This is a genomic window from Streptomyces spiroverticillatus (genome assembly GCA_014650415.1).
Taxonomy (GTDB): domain Bacteria; phylum Actinomycetota; class Actinomycetes; order Streptomycetales; family Streptomycetaceae; genus Streptomyces; species Streptomyces spiroverticillatus.
In genome coordinates this window covers 281,447-303,246 of the sequence record BMUX01000005.1, presented here as the reverse complement: position 1 = coordinate 303,246, position 21,800 = coordinate 281,447, and the positions used below count along the sequence as shown (strand labels likewise).

The 21,800-nt window shown below is 72.8% G+C and carries 18 protein-coding genes and 1 riboswitch; of the genes, 11 read left to right on the top strand and 7 right to left on the bottom strand.

The features are described 5' to 3' along the window. The first annotated feature begins 83 nt into the window (after positions 1-83). From IE269_RS15930 to IE269_RS15915, 4 genes are all read left to right on the top strand, one after another. Positions 84-1,379 (top strand): hypothetical protein, encoded by a 1,296-nt coding sequence (locus IE269_RS15930; protein WP_229897793.1) that lies wholly within the window; start codon positions 84-86, stop codon positions 1,377-1,379. A 119-nt stretch (positions 1,380-1,498) separates the two neighbouring features. Continuing rightward, on the top strand, positions 1,499-2,728 hold the full coding sequence (locus IE269_RS15925) for an AAA family ATPase (RefSeq protein WP_189823599.1): 1,230 nt from the start codon (positions 1,499-1,501) through the stop codon (positions 2,726-2,728). Between the two features lie 332 nt (positions 2,729-3,060). Then, positions 3,061-4,263 (top strand): vWA domain-containing protein, encoded by a 1,203-nt coding sequence (locus IE269_RS15920; protein ID WP_229897791.1) that lies wholly within the window; start codon positions 3,061-3,063, stop codon positions 4,261-4,263. A 32-nt stretch (positions 4,264-4,295) separates the two neighbouring features. Next, on the top strand, positions 4,296-4,739 hold the full coding sequence (locus tag IE269_RS15915; RefSeq protein ID WP_189823597.1) for a hypothetical protein: 444 nt from the start codon (positions 4,296-4,298) through the stop codon (positions 4,737-4,739). Between the two features lie 40 nt (positions 4,740-4,779). Here IE269_RS15915 and IE269_RS15910 read toward each other — a convergent pair whose 3' ends face one another. The 5 genes from IE269_RS15910 to IE269_RS15890 all read right to left on the bottom strand — a co-directional run bounded on the left by IE269_RS15910 (position 4,780) and on the right by IE269_RS15890 (position 12,032). Continuing rightward, positions 4,780-5,835, bottom strand: a complete 1,056-nt coding sequence (locus IE269_RS15910; RefSeq protein WP_189823596.1) for an Imm21 family immunity protein — start codon at positions 5,833-5,835, stop codon at positions 4,780-4,782. A gap of 50 nt (positions 5,836-5,885) precedes the next feature. Next, positions 5,886-6,920 carry an ABC transporter substrate-binding protein gene (locus IE269_RS15905; protein ID WP_189823595.1) on the bottom strand — a complete coding sequence of 345 codons (1,035 nt, stop codon included), beginning with the start codon at positions 6,918-6,920 and terminating at the stop codon, positions 5,886-5,888. Positions 6,921-6,935: 15 nt separating this feature from the next. Then, positions 6,936-7,715 carry an ABC transporter ATP-binding protein gene (locus IE269_RS15900; protein WP_189823594.1) on the bottom strand — a complete coding sequence of 260 codons (780 nt, stop codon included), beginning with the start codon at positions 7,713-7,715 and terminating at the stop codon, positions 6,936-6,938. 69 nt (positions 7,716-7,784) lie between these two features. Continuing rightward, positions 7,785-8,882, bottom strand: a complete 1,098-nt coding sequence (locus IE269_RS15895; RefSeq protein WP_438817560.1) for a FecCD family ABC transporter permease — start codon at positions 8,880-8,882, stop codon at positions 7,785-7,787. Between the two features lie 130 nt (positions 8,883-9,012). Next, a riboswitch (cobalamin riboswitch) is annotated at positions 9,013-9,086 on the bottom strand. 108 nt (positions 9,087-9,194) lie between these two features. Beyond that, positions 9,195-12,032 (bottom strand): M4 family metallopeptidase, encoded by a 2,838-nt coding sequence (locus IE269_RS15890; RefSeq protein WP_229897739.1) that lies wholly within the window; start codon positions 12,030-12,032, stop codon positions 9,195-9,197. A 440-nt stretch (positions 12,033-12,472) separates the two neighbouring features. On the opposite strand from IE269_RS15890, the gene IE269_RS15885 reads away from it, so the two are divergent. Both IE269_RS15885 and IE269_RS15880 read left to right on the top strand, forming a co-directional pair. Then, positions 12,473-13,114 (top strand): carbonic anhydrase, encoded by a 642-nt coding sequence (locus tag IE269_RS15885; RefSeq protein WP_189823591.1) that lies wholly within the window; start codon positions 12,473-12,475, stop codon positions 13,112-13,114. A 51-nt stretch (positions 13,115-13,165) separates the two neighbouring features. After that, the gene (locus IE269_RS15880; protein ID WP_189823590.1) at positions 13,166-14,722 is read left to right on the top strand and encodes a SulP family inorganic anion transporter; all 1,557 of its coding nucleotides are present in this window, start codon (positions 13,166-13,168) and stop codon (positions 14,720-14,722) included. Positions 14,723-14,819: 97 nt separating this feature from the next. Here the strand turns inward: IE269_RS15880 and IE269_RS15875 are convergent, their stop codons facing one another. Beyond that, positions 14,820-15,272 (bottom strand): pyridoxamine 5'-phosphate oxidase family protein, encoded by a 453-nt coding sequence (locus IE269_RS15875; protein ID WP_189823589.1) that lies wholly within the window; start codon positions 15,270-15,272, stop codon positions 14,820-14,822. Between the two features lie 64 nt (positions 15,273-15,336). Continuing rightward, positions 15,337-15,678, bottom strand: coding sequence for a VOC family protein (locus tag IE269_RS15870; RefSeq protein ID WP_189823588.1), 342 nt, complete (start codon positions 15,676-15,678; stop codon positions 15,337-15,339). 189 nt (positions 15,679-15,867) lie between these two features. On the opposite strand from IE269_RS15870, the gene IE269_RS15865 reads away from it, so the two are divergent. The 5 genes from IE269_RS15865 to IE269_RS15845 all read left to right on the top strand — a co-directional run bounded on the left by IE269_RS15865 (position 15,868) and on the right by IE269_RS15845 (position 21,789). Beyond that, the gene (locus IE269_RS15865; protein WP_229897738.1) at positions 15,868-18,891 is read left to right on the top strand and encodes an ATP-binding protein; all 3,024 of its coding nucleotides are present in this window, start codon (positions 15,868-15,870) and stop codon (positions 18,889-18,891) included. A gap of 140 nt (positions 18,892-19,031) precedes the next feature. Beyond that, positions 19,032-19,583: a hypothetical protein gene (locus tag IE269_RS15860; RefSeq protein WP_189823587.1), complete on the top strand. Its 552-nt coding sequence runs from the start codon at positions 19,032-19,034 to the stop codon at positions 19,581-19,583. Between the two features lie 68 nt (positions 19,584-19,651). Beyond that, positions 19,652-20,587, top strand: a complete 936-nt coding sequence (locus tag IE269_RS15855) for a helix-turn-helix domain-containing protein (RefSeq protein WP_189823586.1) — start codon at positions 19,652-19,654, stop codon at positions 20,585-20,587. Between the two features lie 24 nt (positions 20,588-20,611). Then, complete coding sequence (locus IE269_RS15850; protein WP_189823585.1) at positions 20,612-21,100, top strand: NUDIX domain-containing protein; 489 nt, start codon at positions 20,612-20,614, stop codon at positions 21,098-21,100. A 104-nt stretch (positions 21,101-21,204) separates the two neighbouring features. After that, on the top strand, positions 21,205-21,789 hold the full coding sequence (locus tag IE269_RS15845) for an HPP family protein (protein WP_308436949.1): 585 nt from the start codon (positions 21,205-21,207) through the stop codon (positions 21,787-21,789). The last annotated feature ends 11 nt before the right edge of the window (positions 21,790-21,800 follow it).

Sequence of the window (21,800 nt, the reverse complement as noted above, 5' to 3'; positions counted from 1 at the left end):
CCGTTTCCGAGGCTCTCTCCGCTTCTTCTTCGCCTCACCTGGCTCCCCCCGGCCCGCACAGTCCGCCGGATGCCCGGCTCTCCATGTGGCTGCGTGTCCGCAGGTTCGCCGTGCCGCCCTCCATGATCGAGACCGCTGCCGTCCGGCGCCGGGCCGGGGACTGGGCCGGGGCGTGCGCGGCGGCCGGTGTCGACGTCGACATTCCGCTTCGGGACGTGCGACAGGCGTACGGCAAGGAACTCGTGGCCCGTGTGCGCGACGACCTGCGGTGCCTGGTGCCCGATCTGCTGCGCTGGCACCTGCCCCGGATCGCCCCCGACGGGCTCGTCCGCCCCGGGCTGACCATTCCGCTTGCCCGGTACGAGGGGGCGGGGACGGATGCCGTGTGGCTCGTCGTCCGTACGCCGCCCGCCTGGGCGGACGCCGGGCAGCGAGTCAGCCTGGCGCTGTGGGACGGCGCCCGGGCCGCCGCCCACCCCGACCGCCGCTTCCGCTTCGACCTGCACCGGCATCTGTGGGACGCCCGCAAGGTGGGGGAGCTGGGGGCACGGGCAGGAGTCGGCCCGCGCCCCGGGCAACTGCCCGATCTGCCGCACCGGGAGTCCCTCGCGGTGGACCGGTGGGTCGAGGAGGCCCGCCTCCTGCTCCAGGACCTCCCCGCCGAGGGACGGGACACCGGAGTCGTCCAGGTGCGGGTCGGGCGGCGGCACCGGGTGCTGGTGTATGCCGGGAGCGGTGAGTTGCGGGCCGACGCCGGGCCGCTGGAGTCCGGGCTGCCGGTGCTGCCCGACGCGGCGACCTGGGTGCTGCCCGATCTCGGGCTGCTGCGTGCCGGGTTGATCGGCGCCGGGGGGCTGCATCCGTTGGTCGGCTCCGTACTCGTACCGGAGTATCAGCCTGCTCCGGCGGCGGAGGTGTCGCCCACCGGGCAGCCCCGGTACGTCGACTGTCGGGGAGCGCGGCATCGGATCGGGTTGGTCGACGGGGTGCTGGTGCCGCTCGATCACGATCCCGCCGAACTGCGGCGCGAGGAGCTGCTGGTCGCACTGACCGGAACTCCGCTGCCCTGTCTGCGTGCGATCGACGAGGCGCATCGCAATCCCCACTGCCTTTCCGGTGTGCGTGAACGCCTTGACCACGGCGATGTCGCCGGTGCGCTCGCAGTGGTCGAGGGGCTGCTCGGGCCTGCGGCGACGTTGCGCAGCGGGGCGCTCCAGGAGGAGTTGGCGGAGGCCGCGCGGCGGCGGATCGCGTACGGGCTGTTCCGGGCGGGGATCGAGGAGCCCGGGCGCCACTGGAGCGAATTCGCCTGGCACCGGCGGCAGTCGCATCCGACCGCGTACCGCCCGCGTGGGGCGAGGTCCGTCGGCCACCCGTGAGGCCGCCTTCCCCGTCCCTCCCGAGGACTTGCTGAGGCTCTGCCGAGGGCCTGATCTTCCGTTCTGCCCCGCCGGGCGCACGTCCGGTGGTTCCTTCTCGTACCCAGAGGTGATGCCGTATGTCAGTAAATGCCCCTTCTCTCCCTCAGCTGGACGTCGCAGAGGACCTGTTGGCCCTGCTCCGGACGAGCAGCACCGAGCCCCGCGCGGACGTTCAGCTGGAAGCTCTGACGCTCTCGGTCGCCGCCGACCTGCCCGTACTGCTGTGGGGCGAGCCCGGTATCGGCAAGACCGCCGCGCTCACCCAGCTCGCAGAGTCGCTCGACCTGCCCCTGACCACCGTCATCGCCAGCGTCCACGAGCCGTCGGACTTCTCCGGGCTGCCCGTCATCGGCGACGATCCCGCCACGCAGGGCGTTCCGATGGCCCCGCCGGACTGGGCCGTGCGGCTCGCCGAGGCGGGGCGCGGGCTGCTGTTCCTGGACGAGCTGTCCACCGCGCCGCCCGCAGTGCAGGCCGCGCTGCTGCGTCTCGTACTGGAACGGCGCGTCGGTGCGCTGCGGCTGCCGCCCGGTGTACGGATCGTGGCCGCCGCCAACCCGCGTTCCTCGGCGGCAGACGGGTGGGAGCTGAGTCCGCCGCTCGCCAACCGGTTCGTGCACCTGTACTGGACGCACGACCACGACGTCGTCGTACGGGGGCTCGGCGGTACGTGGCCGCGCGCGAGCCTGCCGCAGCTCGATCCGCGGAAGCTGCCGGAGGCGGTGGCGTTCGCGCGGCGCGCGGTGTGCGGGCTGCTGGAGGTCAGGCCTGAGCTCGTCCACCGGCTGCCCAACAGTGAGACGCGGCGCGGCGGGGCCTGGCCGTCGCCCCGGAGCTGGGACATGACGCTGAGCCTGATCGCGTTCGCGACGGCGGCGGGGGCGTCGCGGGAAGTGCTGTCGCTGCTGGTCAGGGGGACGGTCGGGGACGGTCCTGGGCTCGAACTCCTCGCGAGCGTGGACCGGATGGACCTGCCGGACCCGGAGTCCGTCCTCGCCGACCCGGCCGGTGCGGAGCTGCCGGAGCGGGGGGATCTGCGGCAGGCGGTGCTGGACGGGGTGGTCGCGGCGGTCCGCAAGCGCCCGGAGAAGGCGCGGTGGGATGCGGCGTGGGAGGTGCTGGTGCGGGCGATGGAGACGGGGGCGCCGGACCTGGTCGTCGTGCCGGCGACGACGCTGGCTTCCTTGCGGCAGGAGGAATGGGACGTACCGGCGTCGATCGAGCGGCTTGCGGGGGTCGTGCAGCTTTCGCGGCGGGCGGATCGGGCGGCGGGCCGGGTGGCGGCGCTGGCGAAGGCGGGCCGATGAGGGGAGAGGCTGCGGGGGGCGGGCCGGTGTCGGGGGTGCGGGCAGAGGGCGGTGCCGGGGCGGGCCCGGATCGGTCGGGCCGCCCGTTCCGCCCCCTTGGGGCGGCCCCGTCGACCAAGGGGGCGGCGGGGGAGGGGGACGGTCCCGGTCCTGGTACTGGTCCCGGTCCCGGTCCGCATCAGGTGGCCGCCCCGAGCCAGGGGCCCAAGCCCAAGCCCAAGCCCTGGACCGGGCCCAAGCTCAAGCCCAAGCCCAAGCCCAAGCCCAAGCCCCGGAATGTTCCCGGCCCGGGCCCGCTTCCCGACACCCCCCTCGACCTCGACCTCGACAAGCTGCTCGCCGCCCGGCTGCAAGCCGTCCGCGCGCGGCCCTACCTCGCCACCGCGCTCTTCGCGCTGCACCCCGTCGCTTCCCGGGCCGTGCCCACCATGGGCGTCGACCGGTACTGGCGGTGCTACGTCTCCCCGGGGTTCGTCGACCGTACCCCCGTCGAGGAGTTGGCCGCCGTGTGGGTGCACGAGGTGTCCCATCTGCTGCGCGACCACCACGGCCGCAGCGACCGTGTGGCCCGCGCCCGGGACCTGACCGGTCCCGGCGACCGGCTGCGCATGAACATTGCCGCCGACTGCGAGATCAACGACGACGCGTTCGGGGACGGACTCGTGGAGCCGGAAGGGGCCGTCACCCCCAAGCGGCTGGGCCTCGGTGACGGCGAGCTGATGGAGGACTACCTCCGCCAGTTCCGTCTCGGCCAGCGCACCGACGACCTCACCTGGCTGGACTGCGGCAGCGGCGCCGACGGTTGCGAGCGCCCCTGGGACCTCGGGCCCGACGGCGCCCACGGCCTCAACGCCCAGGAACGGGACGCCGTACGGTTCCGGGTCGCCCAGGGGCTGTCGTCCCGACCCGGCAACGCTCCCGAGGGGTGGAAGCGATGGGCGGAGGAGGCGTTCCACCCGCCGCAGCCGTGGCGGGAGTTGCTCGGTGCGGCGATCCGTTCGGCGGCCTCGGGGTCGGGGGCGGGGGACGACTATTCGTACGGGCGCCCCTCGCGCCGTTCGGTGAGCGTGCCCGGGGCGGTGCTGCCGAGCCTGCGGCGGGTGCCGCCCCGGGTGACGGTCGTCATCGACACGTCCGGGTCCGTCAGCGACGCGGAACTGGGCAGCGCCCTGCTCGAAGTCGCCGCGATCTCGCGGGCGGTGGGCGGGCGACGCGACCTGGTGACGGTGCTGTCCTGCGACGCGGCGCCCCAGACCGTGCACGCCCTGTGCCGGGCGGAGGGAATTCCGCTGGTGGGCGGGGGCGGAACGGATCTCCGTACCGGATTCGCCACGGCACTGCGGACCCGCCCGCGCCCGGACGTGGTCGTGGCCCTCACCGACGGCCACACGCCGTGGCCGTCCGCCCGTCCCTCCTGCCGCACGGTGGTCGGCCTCTTCGACCGCCCGTACGAGAACTCCTCCTGGGACGAGGACGACCCGGACTACGTCCCGTCGGGCCCACCGGACTGGGCGAGGGTGGTGAAAATCGGGTAGCGGGCGGTGCGCCGGCCGGACAGCATGCGGACATGCCCCATCTCCCGCACGCCGACGGCGACTATGCGATCACCGTCCTCTACTCCGTGCCCGACGACGCCTGGTACCTGGAACTGGACCGCGTCGCCGACCAGCGCACCGTGGCGCTCGCGATCGTCCCCGACGAGGACCCGGCCCGGGAACCCACCGTGTGCTTCGATCCGGGCGCGGGGCACGTGCACGTTCCGTACGAGGTCATGCGGTGGTTCATGGAACAGGTGGCGGAGGAGGTCCGCACCAGCCGGGACTGGATGGGGCTCCGGCCGGAACTCGTGCAGGTCATATACGGGTTGAGGCAGGAGCACCTCGGCGTCATCACGGACGAGGACTTCGCCCGGGTGCTTCCCGAGGTACGGGCCGCCGTCCCCGAGGCGGACCTGGCTCCCGTCCTGGCGGCGGCCTTCGGCCGGACGCCGAACGGGGGCTTCATCGCCTGAGGCCGATGGGTTCGGCGGGAGCCTGCAGGGCGCCCCTGCGTCACTCCCGATGGCCCTCAGCCCTCTCGTACGCCTCCCGTATCGAGCTCGGGACGCGGCCCCGATCGTTGACGAGGAAGCCGTTCGCATGGGCCCAGTCGCGCAGCGGGGCGTCCTCGGGGCGTGGGTGCACAGGCCGTCCGAACCCCGGCATGCCGTCCGCCAGGTCCTGGAGGAAGGCCGCCAGCGAGGGGTACGTGTTCTCGGTCGCCCCCTCGGCCTCGCTCCAGGAACCGACGGCTCCGGTGCTGGTGTCGAGGAACGCCCCGGCGTAGTCGTCGGCCGTCGCCGCAAGCGGCACCCACTCCCTGCGCCAGAGCACGAAGCCGGGATCCTCGGGTGCTGCTCGGGCCACCGATTCCGCCAGGTGCACGCGGTCCCCATGAACACGCTCCATCCCGGCGGGGCCGAGGAGGAAGGGGACAGCCGCAACCCGGGCATGTGCCTCCAGCCACGCGGTGACCTGCCCCCATGCCTGGAGTACCAGTTCACCGTCGCCGGGCGACGGCGCGTCGGGGCAGCTTTCCGGCGGGAGCAGTTGGACCAGGCCGACCCAGGTGCCCGCGTCGACCTCGGTGTGGACTGCACGGACCCGCCACCGGCCGGCGGGCACCGGCACCGGGGCCTGTTCGAAGTCAGGTTCCGAGGCTGAGACTTCGGAGCCCGATGCGACGGCGTCCATGAGGACAGCCGGTCCGTCCGTCGTCCAGGAGCCGCAGTCGTCCCACGCCGTGGCGGGGTCGGCGAGCACGGTCTCCGCCGCTGATATGAGGTCTTCCGTCGACTCGGCGCCCAGCCAGCGGAGGAAGGCCCGGTGCTCGGGGAGGTAGCAGGTGGTGGCGGGTTCGTCGGCCAGGACCAGGGCCTGTACGCCTGTGCCGTGCACGGGTATCGCCGCGGAGAGGGCGTCGTCCACCGCGCAGGCGCGGTCGTAGTCGTCCGGGGGCGTGGTGGATTCGGACGATGTCGAGCCGTGCCAGGCGGGCAACACTGACACGGGGACGACGATCAGGGGGCCGCCCAGCGACTCCACCCATGCGGGCTCGGTGGTGTTCATGGCGTCAGTGTGCCCGCAGGGACTGACAACGCCGGTTGTCAAGCCGTCGCTTACTTGCCCATCAGCTTGCGCAAGTTCGCCGCCAGAGATGCGATTGCCTCCGGATTGCGGGGGCTTTCGACCAGTTCTGCGTAGTCGAGGACGACGATGCGGTCGTTTTTGATCGCGGAGACGTTCTTGAGTGGGGCGTAGGACTTCAGGAAGGCGCGCTTCTGGGCGGCCGTGGTGTCGCCGTAGTTGTTGATCACGATGACCTCGGGGTCGCGTTCGACCACCGTTTCCCAGCCGACCGTCGCCCAGCTGTCCTTCAGGTCCTTCATCACGTGGTCGCCGCCCGCCCGCGTGATGATGTCGTGCGGCGCCGCGTACAGGCCCGAGGTGAACGGCTTGTCCGTGCCCGCGTCGTAGAGGAAGACGCGGGGGCGGTCCGCGCCCTTCAGGGCCTTGGACTCCGCGTCCGCCACCTGCTTGCGGAACTTTGTGATCAGGGACTCTGCCCGGTCCTCGACCGCGAAGACACGGCCCAGGTTGCGCAGGTCCGTGTAGAGGGCGTCCAGGGGCGGCATGACGCCGCGCGACTGGGCGTTCGTGCCGTTGCGGCAGGACTCGCTCAGGAGGTAGGAGCCGATGCCGACCTTCTTCAGGTCGGGCGGGGTGAAGCCCTCGCCCTCGTTGAAGCCGTAGTTCCAGCCCGCGAAGACCAGGTCGGCGCGGGCGTCCAGGGCCATCTCCTTGTTGATCTGCTTCTTGGAGAGCCACTTCGTCTTCGTGTAGCCGTCCTTCCAGGGGACGGAGGTCAGGTCGCCCTTGTCGTCCGGCATCACGAAGCCCGCCATGTGTTTCTCCAGGCCGAGCGCGAACATGATCTCGGTGATGCCGACGTCGTTCGTGACCACCCGCTGCGGGGCCTTCGTGTACGTCTGCTTCTCGCCGCAGTTGGTGATCGTGACGGGGTAGTGGGAGTCGCCGGACGGCTTGGCGTCGGGCTTGGCGTCGGTGACCTGGGCGCCGCAGGCAGTGAGGGAGGTGAGGGAGACCAGGGAGGTCAGGAGCAGTGCGGCGAGGGGGAGGGTGCGGGTGCGCATGAGGTGCGGGGGTCCTTAGGAAGGGGTGGGCAGGAGGCGGTCGAAGAGGAGCTGCACCGCGCCGGTCTCCGGGTGCCGGACACGGTGGGCCCGTACGCCGAAGACGTCCGCGAGGAGGTCCGGGGTCAGCACGTCGTGCGGAGGGCCGGAGGCCACGATGCGGCCGGACTCGATGACGTACAGCAGATCGCAGTGCAGCGCGGCGAGGTTGAGGTCGTGGAGTGCGGTGAGGACGGTCAGGCCGCTGCCGCGCACCAGGGAGAGGACCTCCAGCTGCTGGGCGATGTCCAGGTGGTTGGTGGGCTCGTCGAGGATCAGGGCGCGCGGCTGCTGCGCGAGCGCGCGGGCGATCAGGACGCGCTGCTTCTCGCCGCCGGAGAGGGTGAGGTAACCCCGGTCGGCGAGGTGCGCGGCGCCCACCTGGGCGAGGGCCGTGGTGCAGGTGTCGAGGTCCTCGGCAGTGGCGCGGGCCAGGGCGCGCTGGTGCGGGACGCGGCCCATCGCGACCACCTCGGCGACCGTGAAGTCGAACTCGGTGGTGGCCTCCTGGGGCAGCGCGGCCAGCCGGCGCGCGCTCTCCCGCGCGCTCATGCCGTACAGGTCGTCGCCGTCGAGGAGGACGCTGCCGGAGGTCGGGCGCAGGGCGCGGTAGACGGTGCGCAGGAGGGTGGACTTGCCGCTGCCGTTCGGACCGACCAGCCCGACGAACTGGCCGGTGGCGGCGTGCAGCGAGATGTCCTGGACGAGGCGGGCGCCGGAGATCTCGACGGAGAGGGCTGTCGTTTCGATATGCATCAGGCACCTCCGGAGCCGTTGTTTTCGGTACGCATCAGGCACCTCCGGCGACACGGTGACGAGTACGCATCACGCGCCCCCGAAGCTGTACGAGTTGCGCCGCATCAGCAGGACGAAGCAGGGCACCCCGACCGCCGCCGTCAGCACGCCGACCGGCAGTTCGACGGGTGCGAGGACGGTGCGCGACAGCACGTCGACCCAGATCAGCAGCAGTGCGCCGAGCAGCGGTGCCACCGCCAGCAGCCGCCGGTGGTCGGCGCCCACCAGCATCCGTACCGCATGCGGAACCATCAGCCCCACGAAGCCGATCGCCCCGCTGACCGCGACCACCGCACCGGTCACGGCCGCGCACACGACGAAGAGTTCTTTACGGAACCGGCCCGCGTCGACCCCGAGCGCGGCGGCGGTCTCGTCGCCCATCGCGAGGGCGTTCAACCGGCGCGCGGACCACGCGAGATGGGCCAGACCCCCGCACACCGCCACGGCCGCGATGGGCACGGAGCCCCAGCTCGCGCCGCCCAGACTGCCCAGCAGCCACATCATGGCGGAGCGGGCCGCCTCGCCGCGTTCGGCGGCGAACACCATGAAGGTGGTGATGGCCGAGAAGCCGTAGTACATGGCGGTGCCGGTGAGGACGAGACGCAGAGGTGTCAGACCGCGCGGGGTGCGCGCGACGGCGTACACGAGGGCCATCGCGGCGAGCGCGGAGACGAAGGCCGCTGTCGACAGCGCCCACACGCCGAGTGCGCCGAGCGCCCCGAAGAGCAGGACGGCGTTCGCGCCGACGGCCGCGCCCGAGGAGATGCCCAGGACGAACGGGTCGGCGAGGGCGTTGCGGACCATGGCCTGCACGGCGATGCCGATCGCGGACAGACCCGCGCCGACGACGGCGGCGAGGACGGCGCGGGGGAAGCGCAGCTCCCAGACGATCGTGTACGCGGGGACCTCGTCCGGGGATATGGAGCCGCCGCTCAGCCCCGCCCACAGGTAGCGCAGGACTTCTGACCAGGTCAGGCCGGACGCGCCGAGGCCGGCGCCGCAGACGAGGGAGACGAGTGTCGCGGCGAGGAGGGCGGGGACGAGGAGGGGAAGGGGCATTCGGCGGGGTGGCGCGGGGCCGGTGCGTGCCGTGACGGGATGGCGTGCGGTGGAGACGGAGGTGGCCACGGGGCAGGATCGCTTTCGCCTCGGGCCGTGGGGGTACGGCGAGGGAAGCGGCGGGCCGGGGCGTGCGGGACGCCTTCGGTGCAGCGTCTTTCGCAGTCCACGGCGAATTGACTCGTGCGGGTCGCTCCGCGGGTGATCGGGCTTGCGGGGTCTTGGGGTCCGCCTACCGTTGCGGGTCAGCGCCGGATTTTGACCGGCTTCCCCCGTGGAGTTCTTGCAGCTTAGTGGGTGGGTGGGGGTGGGTTGGGGTGGAGGCCGGGGGCTCCGCCCCCGGACCCCCGATTTCGCCCCGGTCCCGCCCCTGAAGGGGCGCTAGCCGCAGCGACCCCTTGGGGACTTTCGGGTCACGACGTCCGGGGTGCCGGTTGTCGCGTCGAGCCAGATGACCTGGGTTCCGGATGCTGCTGCTGCGGCGGTCTGTTCGCCGCGGTTGCAGGAGACGCGGCCCCTGTACGGGTCCGGTGCGCCCGAGGCCGCGAACTGGTGGAGCTTGGCGGTCGACTCGTTCCGGATCTCGGTGTCGGGGACGTACGCGCCGACGGTGACTGTGTCCGAGGAGACCGTCAGATCGTACATGTTGAGGGCGTTCGGGCCCGTCTGAGGGGTGAGGTCGACGATGTTGGTGCCGGAGAGGTCGGCGCGGCGCAGAGTGGTCCTGCCTTCCGCCGAGCCGTCGTCCAGGAGCCAGAAGAGGTGGGTTCCGTTGAGGGCGGTCGGGCCGAGGCTGGTGCCGCTCGGGTTCTCCTGGACGATGATGTTCTCGCCGGTCGCGACGTCGAGGAGGCGTGTGGCGAGGGAGTATTCGGCGGCGCGTGTCGTGTCCGTGCCCGTGCCCGTGCTCGTGCTCGTGAGGGACACCCGGCGCCGTTCCTGGTAGGCCACCTTGCCGTTGCGTGCCGAGGAGCCGTGCGCGCGGTGGTAGGTGCCGCCGCCGATCGATTCGATCCTCGAAGGGTCCTTCAGACTCAGGTACTTCACGCCCGTGCGGCCGCCGTGGTTGTAGTAGTCGAACGCCACCAGGTCGCCGTCGACGTCGAGTGAGCTGCCGGTGGCCCGGCCCTCCCACAGCTTCTTGATCACGCCGCCGGCGATCGGCCGGGACAGGACCTCCGTGCCGCCGGGGCCGACCGCCTGCCAGACCACCGTCTTGCCGTCGGTGGCCGGATTGACGTGGTAGCGGCCGTCGTTGGGGCTCATCAGGAGCTTCTGCCCCTTGCCGTCGACGCGTCCGGCCCACACGGAGTACGGTTCCGAGCCCGACTCGTTCGACTTCGAGGCCGCCCACCAGCCGCCGCCCGCGCCGAGGTGCGTGTCGGCGGTCTGGACGCGGCCGAACAGCTTCTCGGAATCGATGCCGAGGGCCTGCTCCCAGCCGGGGACGATGCCGTGCGCGGTGAAGGCGCGGGCGAGGGCCTTCTGCTGGGCGGCCGTCACCTTCAGGTCCTTCGCTGCTGCCAGTACGGCCGTGCGGCCCTCGGTGAAGCCGTCGACCGGGGTGAGGTACTGGGTCAGTGCCTTGTAGACGATGCGGTCGGCGAGGTCGGCGCCCAGTTCCTTGCGGGCGTCCCACAGGGCGCCGCCGAAGATCGTGGAGTTGAGGTGGACGCCGCCGTTGTCGTTGGCGTATCCCACGCCGACGAACGAGCCGGTCGTGGTGCGGCCGTCGCCCAGGTCGCGCAGGGCGCACGCGCGCGGGCCCTTGGTGCGGCACAGGCGGTCGCCGACCAGGCCCGACTCGGGGTCGGTCACCGGGACGTCGTACGCGGCGGTCTCGATCGCGTTCCCGAAGTAGTCGGCGATCGCCTCGTTCATCGCGCCGGACTGGCCCGCGTAGACCAGGTTCGCGGACGTCTCGACGACGGCGTGCGTCATCTCGTGGCCGACGACGTCCAGGCCGGCCGACAGCGGCAGGTACTCCTCGTCGCCGATGCCGTACACCATCTTCTGGCCGTCCCAGAAGGCGTTCACATACGGCATGCCGTAACTGCTGATGCCCACTAGGGAGTTGATGGTCATGCCCCGGCCGTCGAGGCTGTCGCGGCCGTGCTTGGCCTTGAAGTAGTCGAAGACCTGGGCCGCTCCCCAGTGCGCGTCGACCGCGCCCGCCTCGGTGGCGTCCGCGCCGAAGGCGGGGGTGGGGGAGGAGAACTCCTGGATGCCCTCCGGCCAGCGCCCGGACACATCGCTCGCCCACTTGCCGCGTGCGTCCCAGGTCGAGAGCGTGCGGTCGTAGCCGTCGTCCTGGGGGAGGCGGGTGCGGTCGCGCAGGACGTACAGGCCGCGTGTCTCGTCGCGCTCGACGTCGAGAGTGACGGGTTTGCCGTCCAGCTTGGTGCCGCTGCCCTGCGTGGCCCGGAGCGGCGGCTTCCCCTGCGCCGCGCGCGGTGCGGTGAACGTCTTGATGCCGCTGTACTGGAGCACCGGATACCCGGCGCGTGCGTCGACGTACACCTCGCTCAGCACGGGTTCGCCGCTCGCGGGGTCGGTGCCGCGCACCGTGACGTGGTGGGTGAGGACGCCCGGGCCCTGCGGGAGGACGACCAGACCGCGTGCGGTGCCCTCCAGCACCGGGTCCTCGTCCGAGAACTTCCGCTCGGTGAGCCGGGTGCGGGTCGCGTCCACCGCGCGCTCGACCGCCAGCGCGGCCTCGACCTGCGGCGTCGTACTCGCGGTCAGGCCGGTGAAGTATTTGCCCGAAGTGCCGGTGACGACCCGCTCGCCGCCCTTGCGTTCCATCCGTACGACGTACTGGCCGCCCAGCACCGGCACCCCCCGGTGCTTCTGCTGGAGCCGTACGGTCTCCTGGCCGCCGGTGGCCGTACTGCCCGCCGGGGTCAGGTCGCGGATGGGGTCGGCGATGCGGTAGCGGCCCTGTTGGCGGCTCAGGTACGTCCGGGCCGCGTCCGGCGCGCTGCCGGTGGCGGGCGCGGCCTCGCGGAGGCCGCGCACCAGCGCCGGGGTCGAGGTGCCCCGGCCCGGCGTCACTTCGATCGTCGAAGGGTCCGGGGCGGCGTGGGCGGTGCCCGGGGCGGACAGGGTGACGCCGGTGAGTGCTGCGACGCCGATGAGCGCGGCAGTGCCGGGTGTCCGGCGTCGTGTCCGGTGTCTTCGGGACGTACCTGCGGATGCGGTTCTTCGGGAGTGGCTCACGGGCTTCTCGTTCCCCCCTCGTCGGTGACCGGGCCGCGACAGGCGGTCCGGCAGGGGACATCGAAGCGGGTGGGGCCTCGGTCGATCAATGGTGCGGGGGTGGCCGGAGTCGACTTCCGGCCGTGCGCTGTTCGATTTCCGGGGGGCGGGACACCGGTCATTTGACGGCTGCCGCGCAAGCAGCGCGAAAGTAAGCGGAATGTGCTCACTTTCTCGCCAAAACTGTCGATCGAACATTGACCAACGCTTGAGAACTTGACCAACTCCCAGTTCAGGGACGGTATTTACTCAAAAATTGGCAGGAATAGGCCCTGTCATCAAAGGTTAATGTGATGGCAAAGTGAGAGTCACGGGAGCCCTGAAGGCTGTTTCCCGTAAGACCATCGACCCGACCACACCGCGTCCGCCCCCCACGGCAGGGACGCAGGAGGCAGGCCACCATGAAGTCACTGATCGACAACGCCCGTTCCTTCGCCGCCACCCATGTCGCGGACCCTCGGAACACAGCGGCCTTCGAGGCCCTGCGCGCCGGGCAGTCGCCCGAAGCCCTGTTCATCACCTGTTCCGACTCGCGGGTCGTACCCGCCCTCATCACCGGGGCCCGCCCGGGCGAACTCTTCGAACTCCGTACGGCGGGAAACGTCGTGCCCGAGTACCAGGCACCCCTCCCGCAGGGGGAGGCCGCCACCATCGAGTACGCGGTGAGCGTGCTCGGCGTCCGCGACGTCGTCGTCTGCGGGCACTCGCACTGCGGGGCCGTCGGCGCGCTGGTGCGCGGCGAGGACCTGTCGTCCGTACCGGCCGTACGCGACTGGCTGGAGCACGCCGTCGACCCCGAGGGTGCCGTGCGCACCGTCGCCCCCGCCACACCGGACGTCGCCGAAGCCGTACAGGCGCACGTCCTCGCACAAGTCGAGCGGCTGCGGGCCTACCCCTGCATAGCCCGGCGCATCGCCGACGGCTCGCTGACACTGCACGCCTGGTACTACGAGGTGCACACCGGGACCGTGACGGCGCACGCTCCGACCACCGGCGCCGACCTTCGACCCGCAGGCGTGCGGCCTGCATTCGTCCCGCTGTGAGAACGGCCGAACCCCGACGTCCGGCCCGCTTCTCACGACAGGACCCCCACCGTGAAGTCCACCCTCACCTCCTCCTTCCGCGCGCCCTACCGCGCGCTTCGTGAACCAGGCGTCCTCCGACAGGACCTCCTCGCCTCACTCGTCGTCTTCCTGGTCGCCCTGCCGCTGTGCGTCGGCGTGGCGGTCGCCTCCGGAGTCCCCGCCGAACTCGGCCTCGTCACCGGCATCGTCGGCGGGCTCGTCGTCGGACTGCTGCCGGGCAGCGCACTCCAGGTCAGCGGCCCGGCCGCCGGGCTCACCGTGCTCGTCTTCGAAGCGGTACGGGAGTTCGGGCTCGGCATGCTCGGCGCGATCGTGCTGCTCACCGGCGTGCTGCAGATCGGGCTCGGGCTGCTGAAGTGCGGGCGCTGGTTCCGTGCCATCTCCGTGTCCGTGGTCCAGGGCATGCTGGCCGGCATCGGGCTCGTCCTCATCCTCGGGCAGCTCTACAGCATGACCGGCGCCGACCAACCCCTGTCCGGCATCGGGAAGTTCACCGGACTGCCGGGGCTGGCCGCCGACACGGTCACCTCGCCGGCCGCACTCACCGCCGCCGCCGTCGGGCTCGGCACGATCGCCGTGCTCGTGATCTGGCCGAAGCTGCCCGCCGCCGTACGGGTCGTGCCCGCCCCGCTGGCGGCCGTCGCCCTGGCGACCGTGGCCGGACTCGTCCTCCCGCTCCGGCTGGAGAACGTCACGGTCAAGGGCCTCTTCCACGCCGTCCAGCCGCCCGGCGCGAGCGACCTGGCCAACTTGGGCAGCCTCGCCGTCCTCGGTACGGTCCTGGCGTTCACGCTCATCGCCTCCGCCGAATCCCTCTTCAGCGCGGCGGCCGTCGACCGCATGCACGACGGCCCGCGCACCCACTACGACAAGGAACTCGTCGCCCAGGGCGTCGGCAACACCGTCTGCGGCGTGCTCGGCGCGCTGCCGATGACCGCCGTCATCGTCCGCAGCTCCGCCAACGTCCAGGCGGGGGCGCGCACCCCGCTCTCCCGGGTCGTGCACGGCGGCTGGCTGCTCCTCTTCGCGGTCCTGCTGCCCGCAGCGCTCGGCATCATCCCCCTGGCCGCCCTCGCGGGCGTCCTGATCCACGCGGGGTTCAAGCTGCTGCCGGTCAAGGACCTCGTGCCGCTGGCACGGGCGCACCGGGGGGAAGCGCTCGTACTGGCCACCACGGCGATCGCGATCGTCGTGACCAACATGTTCGAGGGCGTGCTCATCGGGCTCGCCCTGGCGATCGTCAAGGTCGCCTGGGAGACCTCCCACGTGCAGGTGCACGTACGGGAACTGACCGGCGGCCGGCTCATCGTCACCCTCACCGGCAACGCCACCTTCCTGCGCCTGCCGCGCATCCTGGAAACACTGGAGGCGCTGCCGCAGGACCGCCCCATAGAGCTCGACCTGACCACCGTCCACCACCTCGACCACGCGTGCCGCACCACCCTGGAGAACTGGGCGACCCGCCACAACGACGCCGACACGGAGGCGGTACGGATGCGCACCCCCCTGCCCCAACAGGCCCCGGCCCCCGAGCCGGAAAGGGAGGTGGAGGCTCCGCCTGTGTGAGCGAGCGTCCGGAGCGCGGGCGGAGACGACCCGCCCGCGCCCCCGGGGGGAACGGTTCGCCGACCTCGTCCCGCCCGAGGGCGGGCCGGTGGCGCGCTCAGACCACCCAGTTCCCCTCCCGCATCAGTGTCCGGCCCGGCAGTTCGTCGGCCTCGCGCCAGGCCTGGATCGAGTGCGGGGTGACGCGGAACCAGCGGTACGCAGTAGTCAGTGCCCGGGGGTCGAAGCCGGTTCGTGCGCAGAACCGGTCGGCCCGCTCCTTCGGCAGGGCGTCCAGCTCCAGGACCTCGACCTCGCCCTCGATCAGCGTCACGTCGCGGGTGAGGCCGAGACCGAGCCGGGCGGTCCCGGCGGAGGTCAGGTTCCGGCCGGTCGGGCTCGCTGCGGGCGTGGCCAGCAGGAGGGTCTCGCCGTCCCACTCGAAGGACAGCGGTACCAGGTGCGGCACGCCGTCCGCCGAAGCGCTGGCCACCCACAGGTCGATGTCGTGGGTCAGCCGGTGCTCGGTGTCGCGGCGGCGTTCGGCGGGGGAGCGGGGCGGAGTGGTCACGGGGTGCCGTCCTTCGCGAGGGGGGTGGGGTCGGCCGGGGCCTTTCCGGTCCCGGCCGGTGCGGTCAGTCCTGGAGGACGCCGATGAGGTTGCCGTCCGGGTCGGAGAGGGTCGCCACCAGGCGGCCGCCGCCGACGTCCTGGGCGGGCTGGAGGACCGTGGCCCCGGCGGCGGTCAGCTCCGCGACCTTCGCCTCGATGTCGCTCACGTGCCAGTACGCCAGGGACGAGGTCAGGCCCTGCGGGCCGCCGCCCGGCACCAGGCCCACGTGCTGGCCCGCGACGTCGAAGCCGACGTAGTAGGGCGCGTCGGTCTGCGGCTCCACGCCGAGCAGCGCGGCGTACACGGCCTTCGCCTTGGCGAGGTCGGAGACGGGGTGCAGGACGGTCTTGATTCCGGTGGTCATGGCTTCTCCCGAGGGGGTGGTGGGTCGGTGTTCGTTCTTCGTGGTCACAGACTCCCCCGGGAGGCCCAGCGGCCGCCTCCGTGCTCACCACGGAAAGCCACCACTGATCCAGCACGGACGGCCACTACCGATCCGGCACGGACGGCCACCACAGATCCCGCCCGCAAACCCCCTGCGGATAATGACCCCGTGCCCAGACCCGTGGACCCCTCGCCCCCGGCAATATCGGCCCGCGAGGCCGAAGTGCTCGCCCTGCTGGGGGAGTTCCTCAGCAACGCCGAGATAGCCGCCCGCCTGTTCATCTCCGTACGCACGGTGGAGTCGCACGTCTCCTCGCTGCTGCGCAAGCTGGAGGTGCCGGACCGCCGCGCGCTCTCCCGGCACGCGGCCGAGCAGAACCGGGACCGGCCGTCCTCGCCCGCCCCCGTCCTGCCCACCCCGCTGACGGCGTTCGTCGGCCGGGTCCGCGAGCGGGAGGAACTGGCCGAGGCCGTGAAGGCACGCAGGGAGGTGACCGCAGTCGGCCCCGGCGGGGTCGGCAAGACCCGCCTCGCCCTGACGGTCGCCGCCCAACTGGCCGAGGCAGAGGGGTATTTCACCGACGGCGTGTGGTTCGTCGACCTGGTCCCGGTCACCGACCCGGCCCGCCTCGCCGCCACGGTCGCCGCCGCCGTCGGCGTCGGCGAGCAGCCCGGCCGCGACATCGACGAGTCCCTCCTGTCCACGCTCGCCGACCGCCGGGCCCTGCTCGTACTGGACAACTGCGAGCAAGTACGCGACGGGGTGGGCCCGTTCCTGGAGCGGCTCCTCGGCGCCTGCCCGCACCTGCACGTGCTGGTCACCAGCCGGGCCCGCCTGCTGGTCCCCTTCGAGTGGGTGTACCCGGTGCCGCCGCTGTCCCGCGAGGGCGGCGACGCGTCGGAGGCCGTCAGCCTCTTCATGGAACGCGCGGCGGCCGTCGGCCTGCCGCCCGATCCGACGGTACGGGGCCGAGTCGTGGCCCTGTGCGAACGCCTCGACGGCATGGCCCTGGCCATCGAACTCGCGGCCGCCCGCTGGGCGACCCTCGGCCTCGACGGCCTGACCGCCGGCCTCTCCGACCAGCTCCGCGTCCTCTCCGGCGGCCCCCGCGCCCACGACCGGCACCGTTCCGTCCGCGCCGCCCTGGACTGGAGCCACGACCTCCTCGACCCGGCGGACCGGGCACTGCTGCGCCGCGTCTCGGCCTTCGTCGCGCCGTTCACGGCGGAGGCGGCGGGCGAGGTCGCCGGGTACGCCCCGCTCACCCCGGAGTCGGTCGCCGACGGCCTCGGCCGCCTCGCCGAACAGAGCCTGCTCACGGTCGTCCCCTCCGCCCACGGAACCCGCTACCGGGCCCTGGAGACCATCCGCCAGTACGGCGCGGAACGCCTCGCGGAGGCGGACGAGTTCCTGAACACGCGCACCCGCCACGCGGACTGGTGCCTGGCCGGTGCCGCCGACCTCGGCACCACCGACACGGGGGCGGACTGGCGCGCCCGCTTCGACGCCCTGGCCGGAGACCTGCGCGCGGCACTCGCCTGGACCGCCACCGAGCCCGCCCGCCCGTCCGAGGCCCACGAACTGGCACTGCGCCTGGCTGAATTGACGTTCGCCGCGAACCTGCTGGGCGAGGCCCAACAGCGGTACGAGCAGGCGGCAGAGCTGGCGGTGCCGGTTGAGGCGGTGTCAGGGGACCACCCGCCCGCCCACGTCACGACGACGCCGGAGGGCCGGAGCACCTCGGCCCGGGCCATGCCCCTGGAAGGGGCACCCGACGGGGGCACGGATCCTGGCGCGCCCCTGGGCGGCGGGACAGCACCCCGCGCGGCGTGCCCCGACCTCTCCCGGATCCCCGTGCACGCAGCCGCCGACGCCCTGCGGCACGCCGCCGGAGTCGCCGGTTGCCGACGGCACGGGGACGACATGTACCGGCTGCACCTGGCCGCCGGGGAAGTCGCCCGGCGCGGTGGGGACACCGCCGGTGCCGCCCGGGATCTCGCGGCCGCGGCCACCGTCGCGTACCGCTTCTCCAGCGAGTTCGCCGAACTGCCTTCCGCGGCGGAGGCCACCGGGGTCCTCGGGCAGGCGCGGAAGCTGGCAGGGGAGTCGGACGACCTCGCCGCCGAGGCCGGAGTCGCCCTCGCCGAGGCCGCCGTGCTCGCGGACGCGTTCGGCGCGGTGCAGGGGGGCGCGGACAACACCGCGCAGGAGACCGTCGCGTACGCCGAGCGGGCCGTCGACCTGGCCCGCCGTGCGGGCGACCCGGTGGCGGAGTCCGCCGCCCTCGACGCCCTTTCCGGCGCCCGCACCTGGGCGGGCGAGAGCTTCGCAGCCGCCGACGCGGCCCGGCGACGTATCGACGTCCTCGCGGCAGCCCCCCGTACCCCTGCCAGTGCGCACGAACTCACCGACGCACTCGCGATGGCCGCCGGAACGGCCGTCGGCGTCGGCGACCTGCCGGCGGCCCGGCGCTGGGGCGCACGGCTCGCCGAGCTGCCCATGCTGGCCGAAGTGGGCCACTACGCCACCTCCTGGCTGCTGGTCGCGGACGCGTTCGCGGGCAACGCGCAGGGCGTGGTCGCCGGGGGCACGCGGTTCCTCGACGCGTGGGAACAGAGCGGGCGGCAGCGGTCGTTCTCGCTCGGCCCCGCCGCCGCGGCCGCCGCGATGATCCACGGGCTGCGCGGCGACGCGGAGACCCGAGCGCGGTGGCTCGCGCTGGTCGGCGAGGCGGGCACCGAGTCGGAGTACCGGTACGGGTACGGGGCGGTCTTCGAAGCGATGCACCTGCTGCACCAGGGCGATGCGGAAGCGGCACTGCGACGGGTCGCGCCGGAGCCTGAGCAGGTGTGGAAGTGGGTGTCGTGGATCTGGCTGCACTGGTACGTCGCGCTGCGCGCGGAGGCGGCCGTGCTCGCCGGGCACCCGGAGGCGGAGGCGCGGATCGCCGCCGCGCGCGAGGTGGTCGAAGGCAACCCGGTGGCATCGGCGCAGGTGGAGCGGGCGGCGGCGCTCAGGGCGGGGGACGTGCCGGGACTGCTGCGCGTGGCAAGGGACTTCGAGGCGGCGGGCTGCCCGTACCAGGCGGCGCGGACGCTGGTGCTGGCCGGGGGAGAGCACGCGAAGGCGGGCGAGGAGGCGCTTGCGGGGCTGGGCTTTCGGGTTGGTGTGCAGGGGCACTTCGCGGGGTGAGGTTGGGGCGGTCGTGTCGGGGCGGCCCCGGCCCCGGGAGGGTACGCCGAAGAAGGGGAGGAGGCGCTTGCGGGGCTGGGCTTGCAGGTTGCCGGGCAGGGGCCCTTCCGGGGTGCGGCCTCGGCCGTCATGCTGGGCCGGTGACCGAGGACGCGGCGCAGCCGCAGGACGCCGAGCCCCGTGCCTTCCGCTGGGAGACGTACCGCAGTGAACATCCGAGGCAACGGGACTGGAGCGACGGCGTCGTCGTCACGCTCTTCCACGTGGTGCCCGTGGGGCTGATCACCGCGACGCAGCCGTGGGCGGGGCTGGTGCTGGGCGGGGTGTTCGGCGTGTTCTGGGGAAGCCTGCTGATTCCGCCGTGGGTGCGGGACCGGCGGGCGGTGGTCGCGGCGGAGATCGGGGCGCGGGGCGAGCTGGTCCTCGTACGCCGCAACGGGAAACGGATCACCCGGCCACTCGCGTCGGTGACGGCGGTGCGGCCGCTCACGGTGGGGTACCGGTCGGTGGACAGCAGCGGCGACCGGATCCTGGAGGTGCGGGTCGCGGGGCGGACGTACCGCACCCGCGCGGGCTTCGCCCTCCCGGCGAACGACCCGCTGCTCCTGGCGGACGCGCTGTGCCAGGCGTGCCCGGACCTGGTGATCGGCCCGCACGCGGACAAGTCGAGCTGGTCGACCGATTCGGGCTGAGCCGACCGACTCGGGCTGAGGGGACGGGGCTTGCGTCTCCAGTGGGTGGAGACCGCAGGCTTGGCCCCATGAACCACGGCCCCCTCCACCCCATCGGCGAGCTCGCCCGCCGCACCGGCCTTTCGGTCAGGACCATCCGCTTCTACTCCGACGCCGGGATCGTCGTCCCCGCCGGCCGCACCGCACACGGCCACCGGCTGTACGGCGCGGACGCCGTCGCCCGTCTCGACCTGGTCCGTACGTTGCGGGAGCTGGGCCTCGGCCTGCCGGACGTCCGCAGGGTCGTGGAGCAGGAGGCCGCGCTGCCGGACGTCGCGGCGGCGCACGCGCAGGCCGTCGACGTACAGATCCGTACCCTGCGGCTGCGCCGGGCGGTACTCACCGCTGCGGCGCGACGCGGTTCCACACCCGAGGAGTTGGACCTCATGCACCGTTTCGCGAAGCTGTCCGAGGAGGAGCGGCGCCGGATGATCGGCGAGTTCCTCGACGCCGCCTTCGAAGGGCTGCACGCCCATCCCGCCTTCGGAGCGGTCATCCGTTCCATGACGCCCGAGTTGCCCGACGACCCCTCGACGGAGCAGATCGAGGCGTGGGTGGAGCTCGCGGAGCTCCTGCAGGACGCGGGGTTCCGGGCGAGCCTGCACGCGACGGCCCTGGACCTGGCGTCCGACCGGGCCCGGGACGACCGGCCCGGTATGCCCCGGGTGCTCGCGGAGACCGTACGTTCCCTGGCGGAACCGGCACTGGCCGCCGGAGTCGATCCGGCCTCGGCGGAAGGGGCGGCCATCGCGTCGGAGCTGGCGGGACGTTACGCGCGCATCGTCGCGTGCCCGGACGGGCCGGATCTGAGGGCCCGGCTGTCGGCCCGGCTGGAGCGGATGAACGACCCGCGCCGCGACCGCTACCTCCGCCTTCTGGCGATCGTGAACGGGTGGGCGGAGCCGGAGGGGACGGAGGCTGTGCTGGAGTGGACGATGCGGGCGGTCCGGCCGGGCGCCGCCTGACCTTTGCCGGGAGGGGACCCCACCATGGCCGAATTCGTCGATCGCGTCGACGACCAGGACCGCGTCCTGGGGATCGTCGACCGGAGCCAGGCCATCCGCGAGGGCTGGCTGCACCGCGTCGCCACCACCGTGTGCAGGGACGGCGAGGGGCGCGTCCTCGTGCACCGGCGGCCACCGACCGTGTCCCGCTTCCCCGGCCAGTACAACTGGCTGCTCGGCGGTGCGGTCAACGCCGGCGAGAGCTATCAGGCCGCCGCGGAACGGGAGCTGGAGGAGGAGCTGGGGGTACGGGCTCCGGTCCGGCCCCTGTTCTCCTTCCTCTGCCGGGGCGAGATCAGCCCGTACTGGCTGGCCGTGCACGAGGCCCTCGTGACGGGGCCCGTCACCCCCGACCCCGGCGAGGTCGACTGGTACGACTGGCTGGACAGGGACGCGTTCCGCCGGGCGATGCGCGAGTGGCCGTTCGTCTCCGACAGCCGGAAGGTCTTCCAGCGGTACGAGCAGCCGGGGTGAGTGCCCCCGACAGGGGCGTCAAGGGCTTGACCTCGTACATTGGTCTGTCAGCCCTCGACGATCAGCCCGCCCCTGACCGGCGGCACACCATGGAAGGAACGTTCGTGCCCGACGCCTCGACCCTGAACATCACCACCCCCGAGGTGCAGGCGTCGGTGGAATCCGGCTGTCGTCCCACACGGTGGCAGAGGTGTGTCGCCGTGCTCGCCGGGAAGGCCCCCGCCCGCGCGCCCCTGTCGACCGTCGCGGCCATGACCGTGTGCGGAGTCGCCGTGATGCTGCTGCTCGTCGCGCTCGGCGTCGTCCTGCACGAACCCCTGCTCATACCCCCGCTGGCCGCCAGCGCCGCCCTCGTCTTCGCCGCCCCCGGCCTGCCGCTGGCCCAGCCCCGCAGCGTCGTCGGCGGACAGTTGATCTCGGCGGGCATCGGGCTCGCGGCCGTCGCGGTGGGCGGCGCTTCGCTGTGGACGGCGGCGGTCGCGGCCGGGCTCACCATCGGCGCGATGGCCTGGGCGCGCACCCCGCACTCGCCCGCCTCCGCCACCGCCGTCGTCGTGGTGCTGACCGACCCTCCGCCGCTCCACTTCCTGGGGCTGTTGACGCTGGCCACGCTCGTGATCGTCGGCGCGGGAGTGCTGGTCGGGAAGGTGGACCGGGTCGACCACAAGTACCCCGCCTACTGGTGGTAGTCGGGGGGACC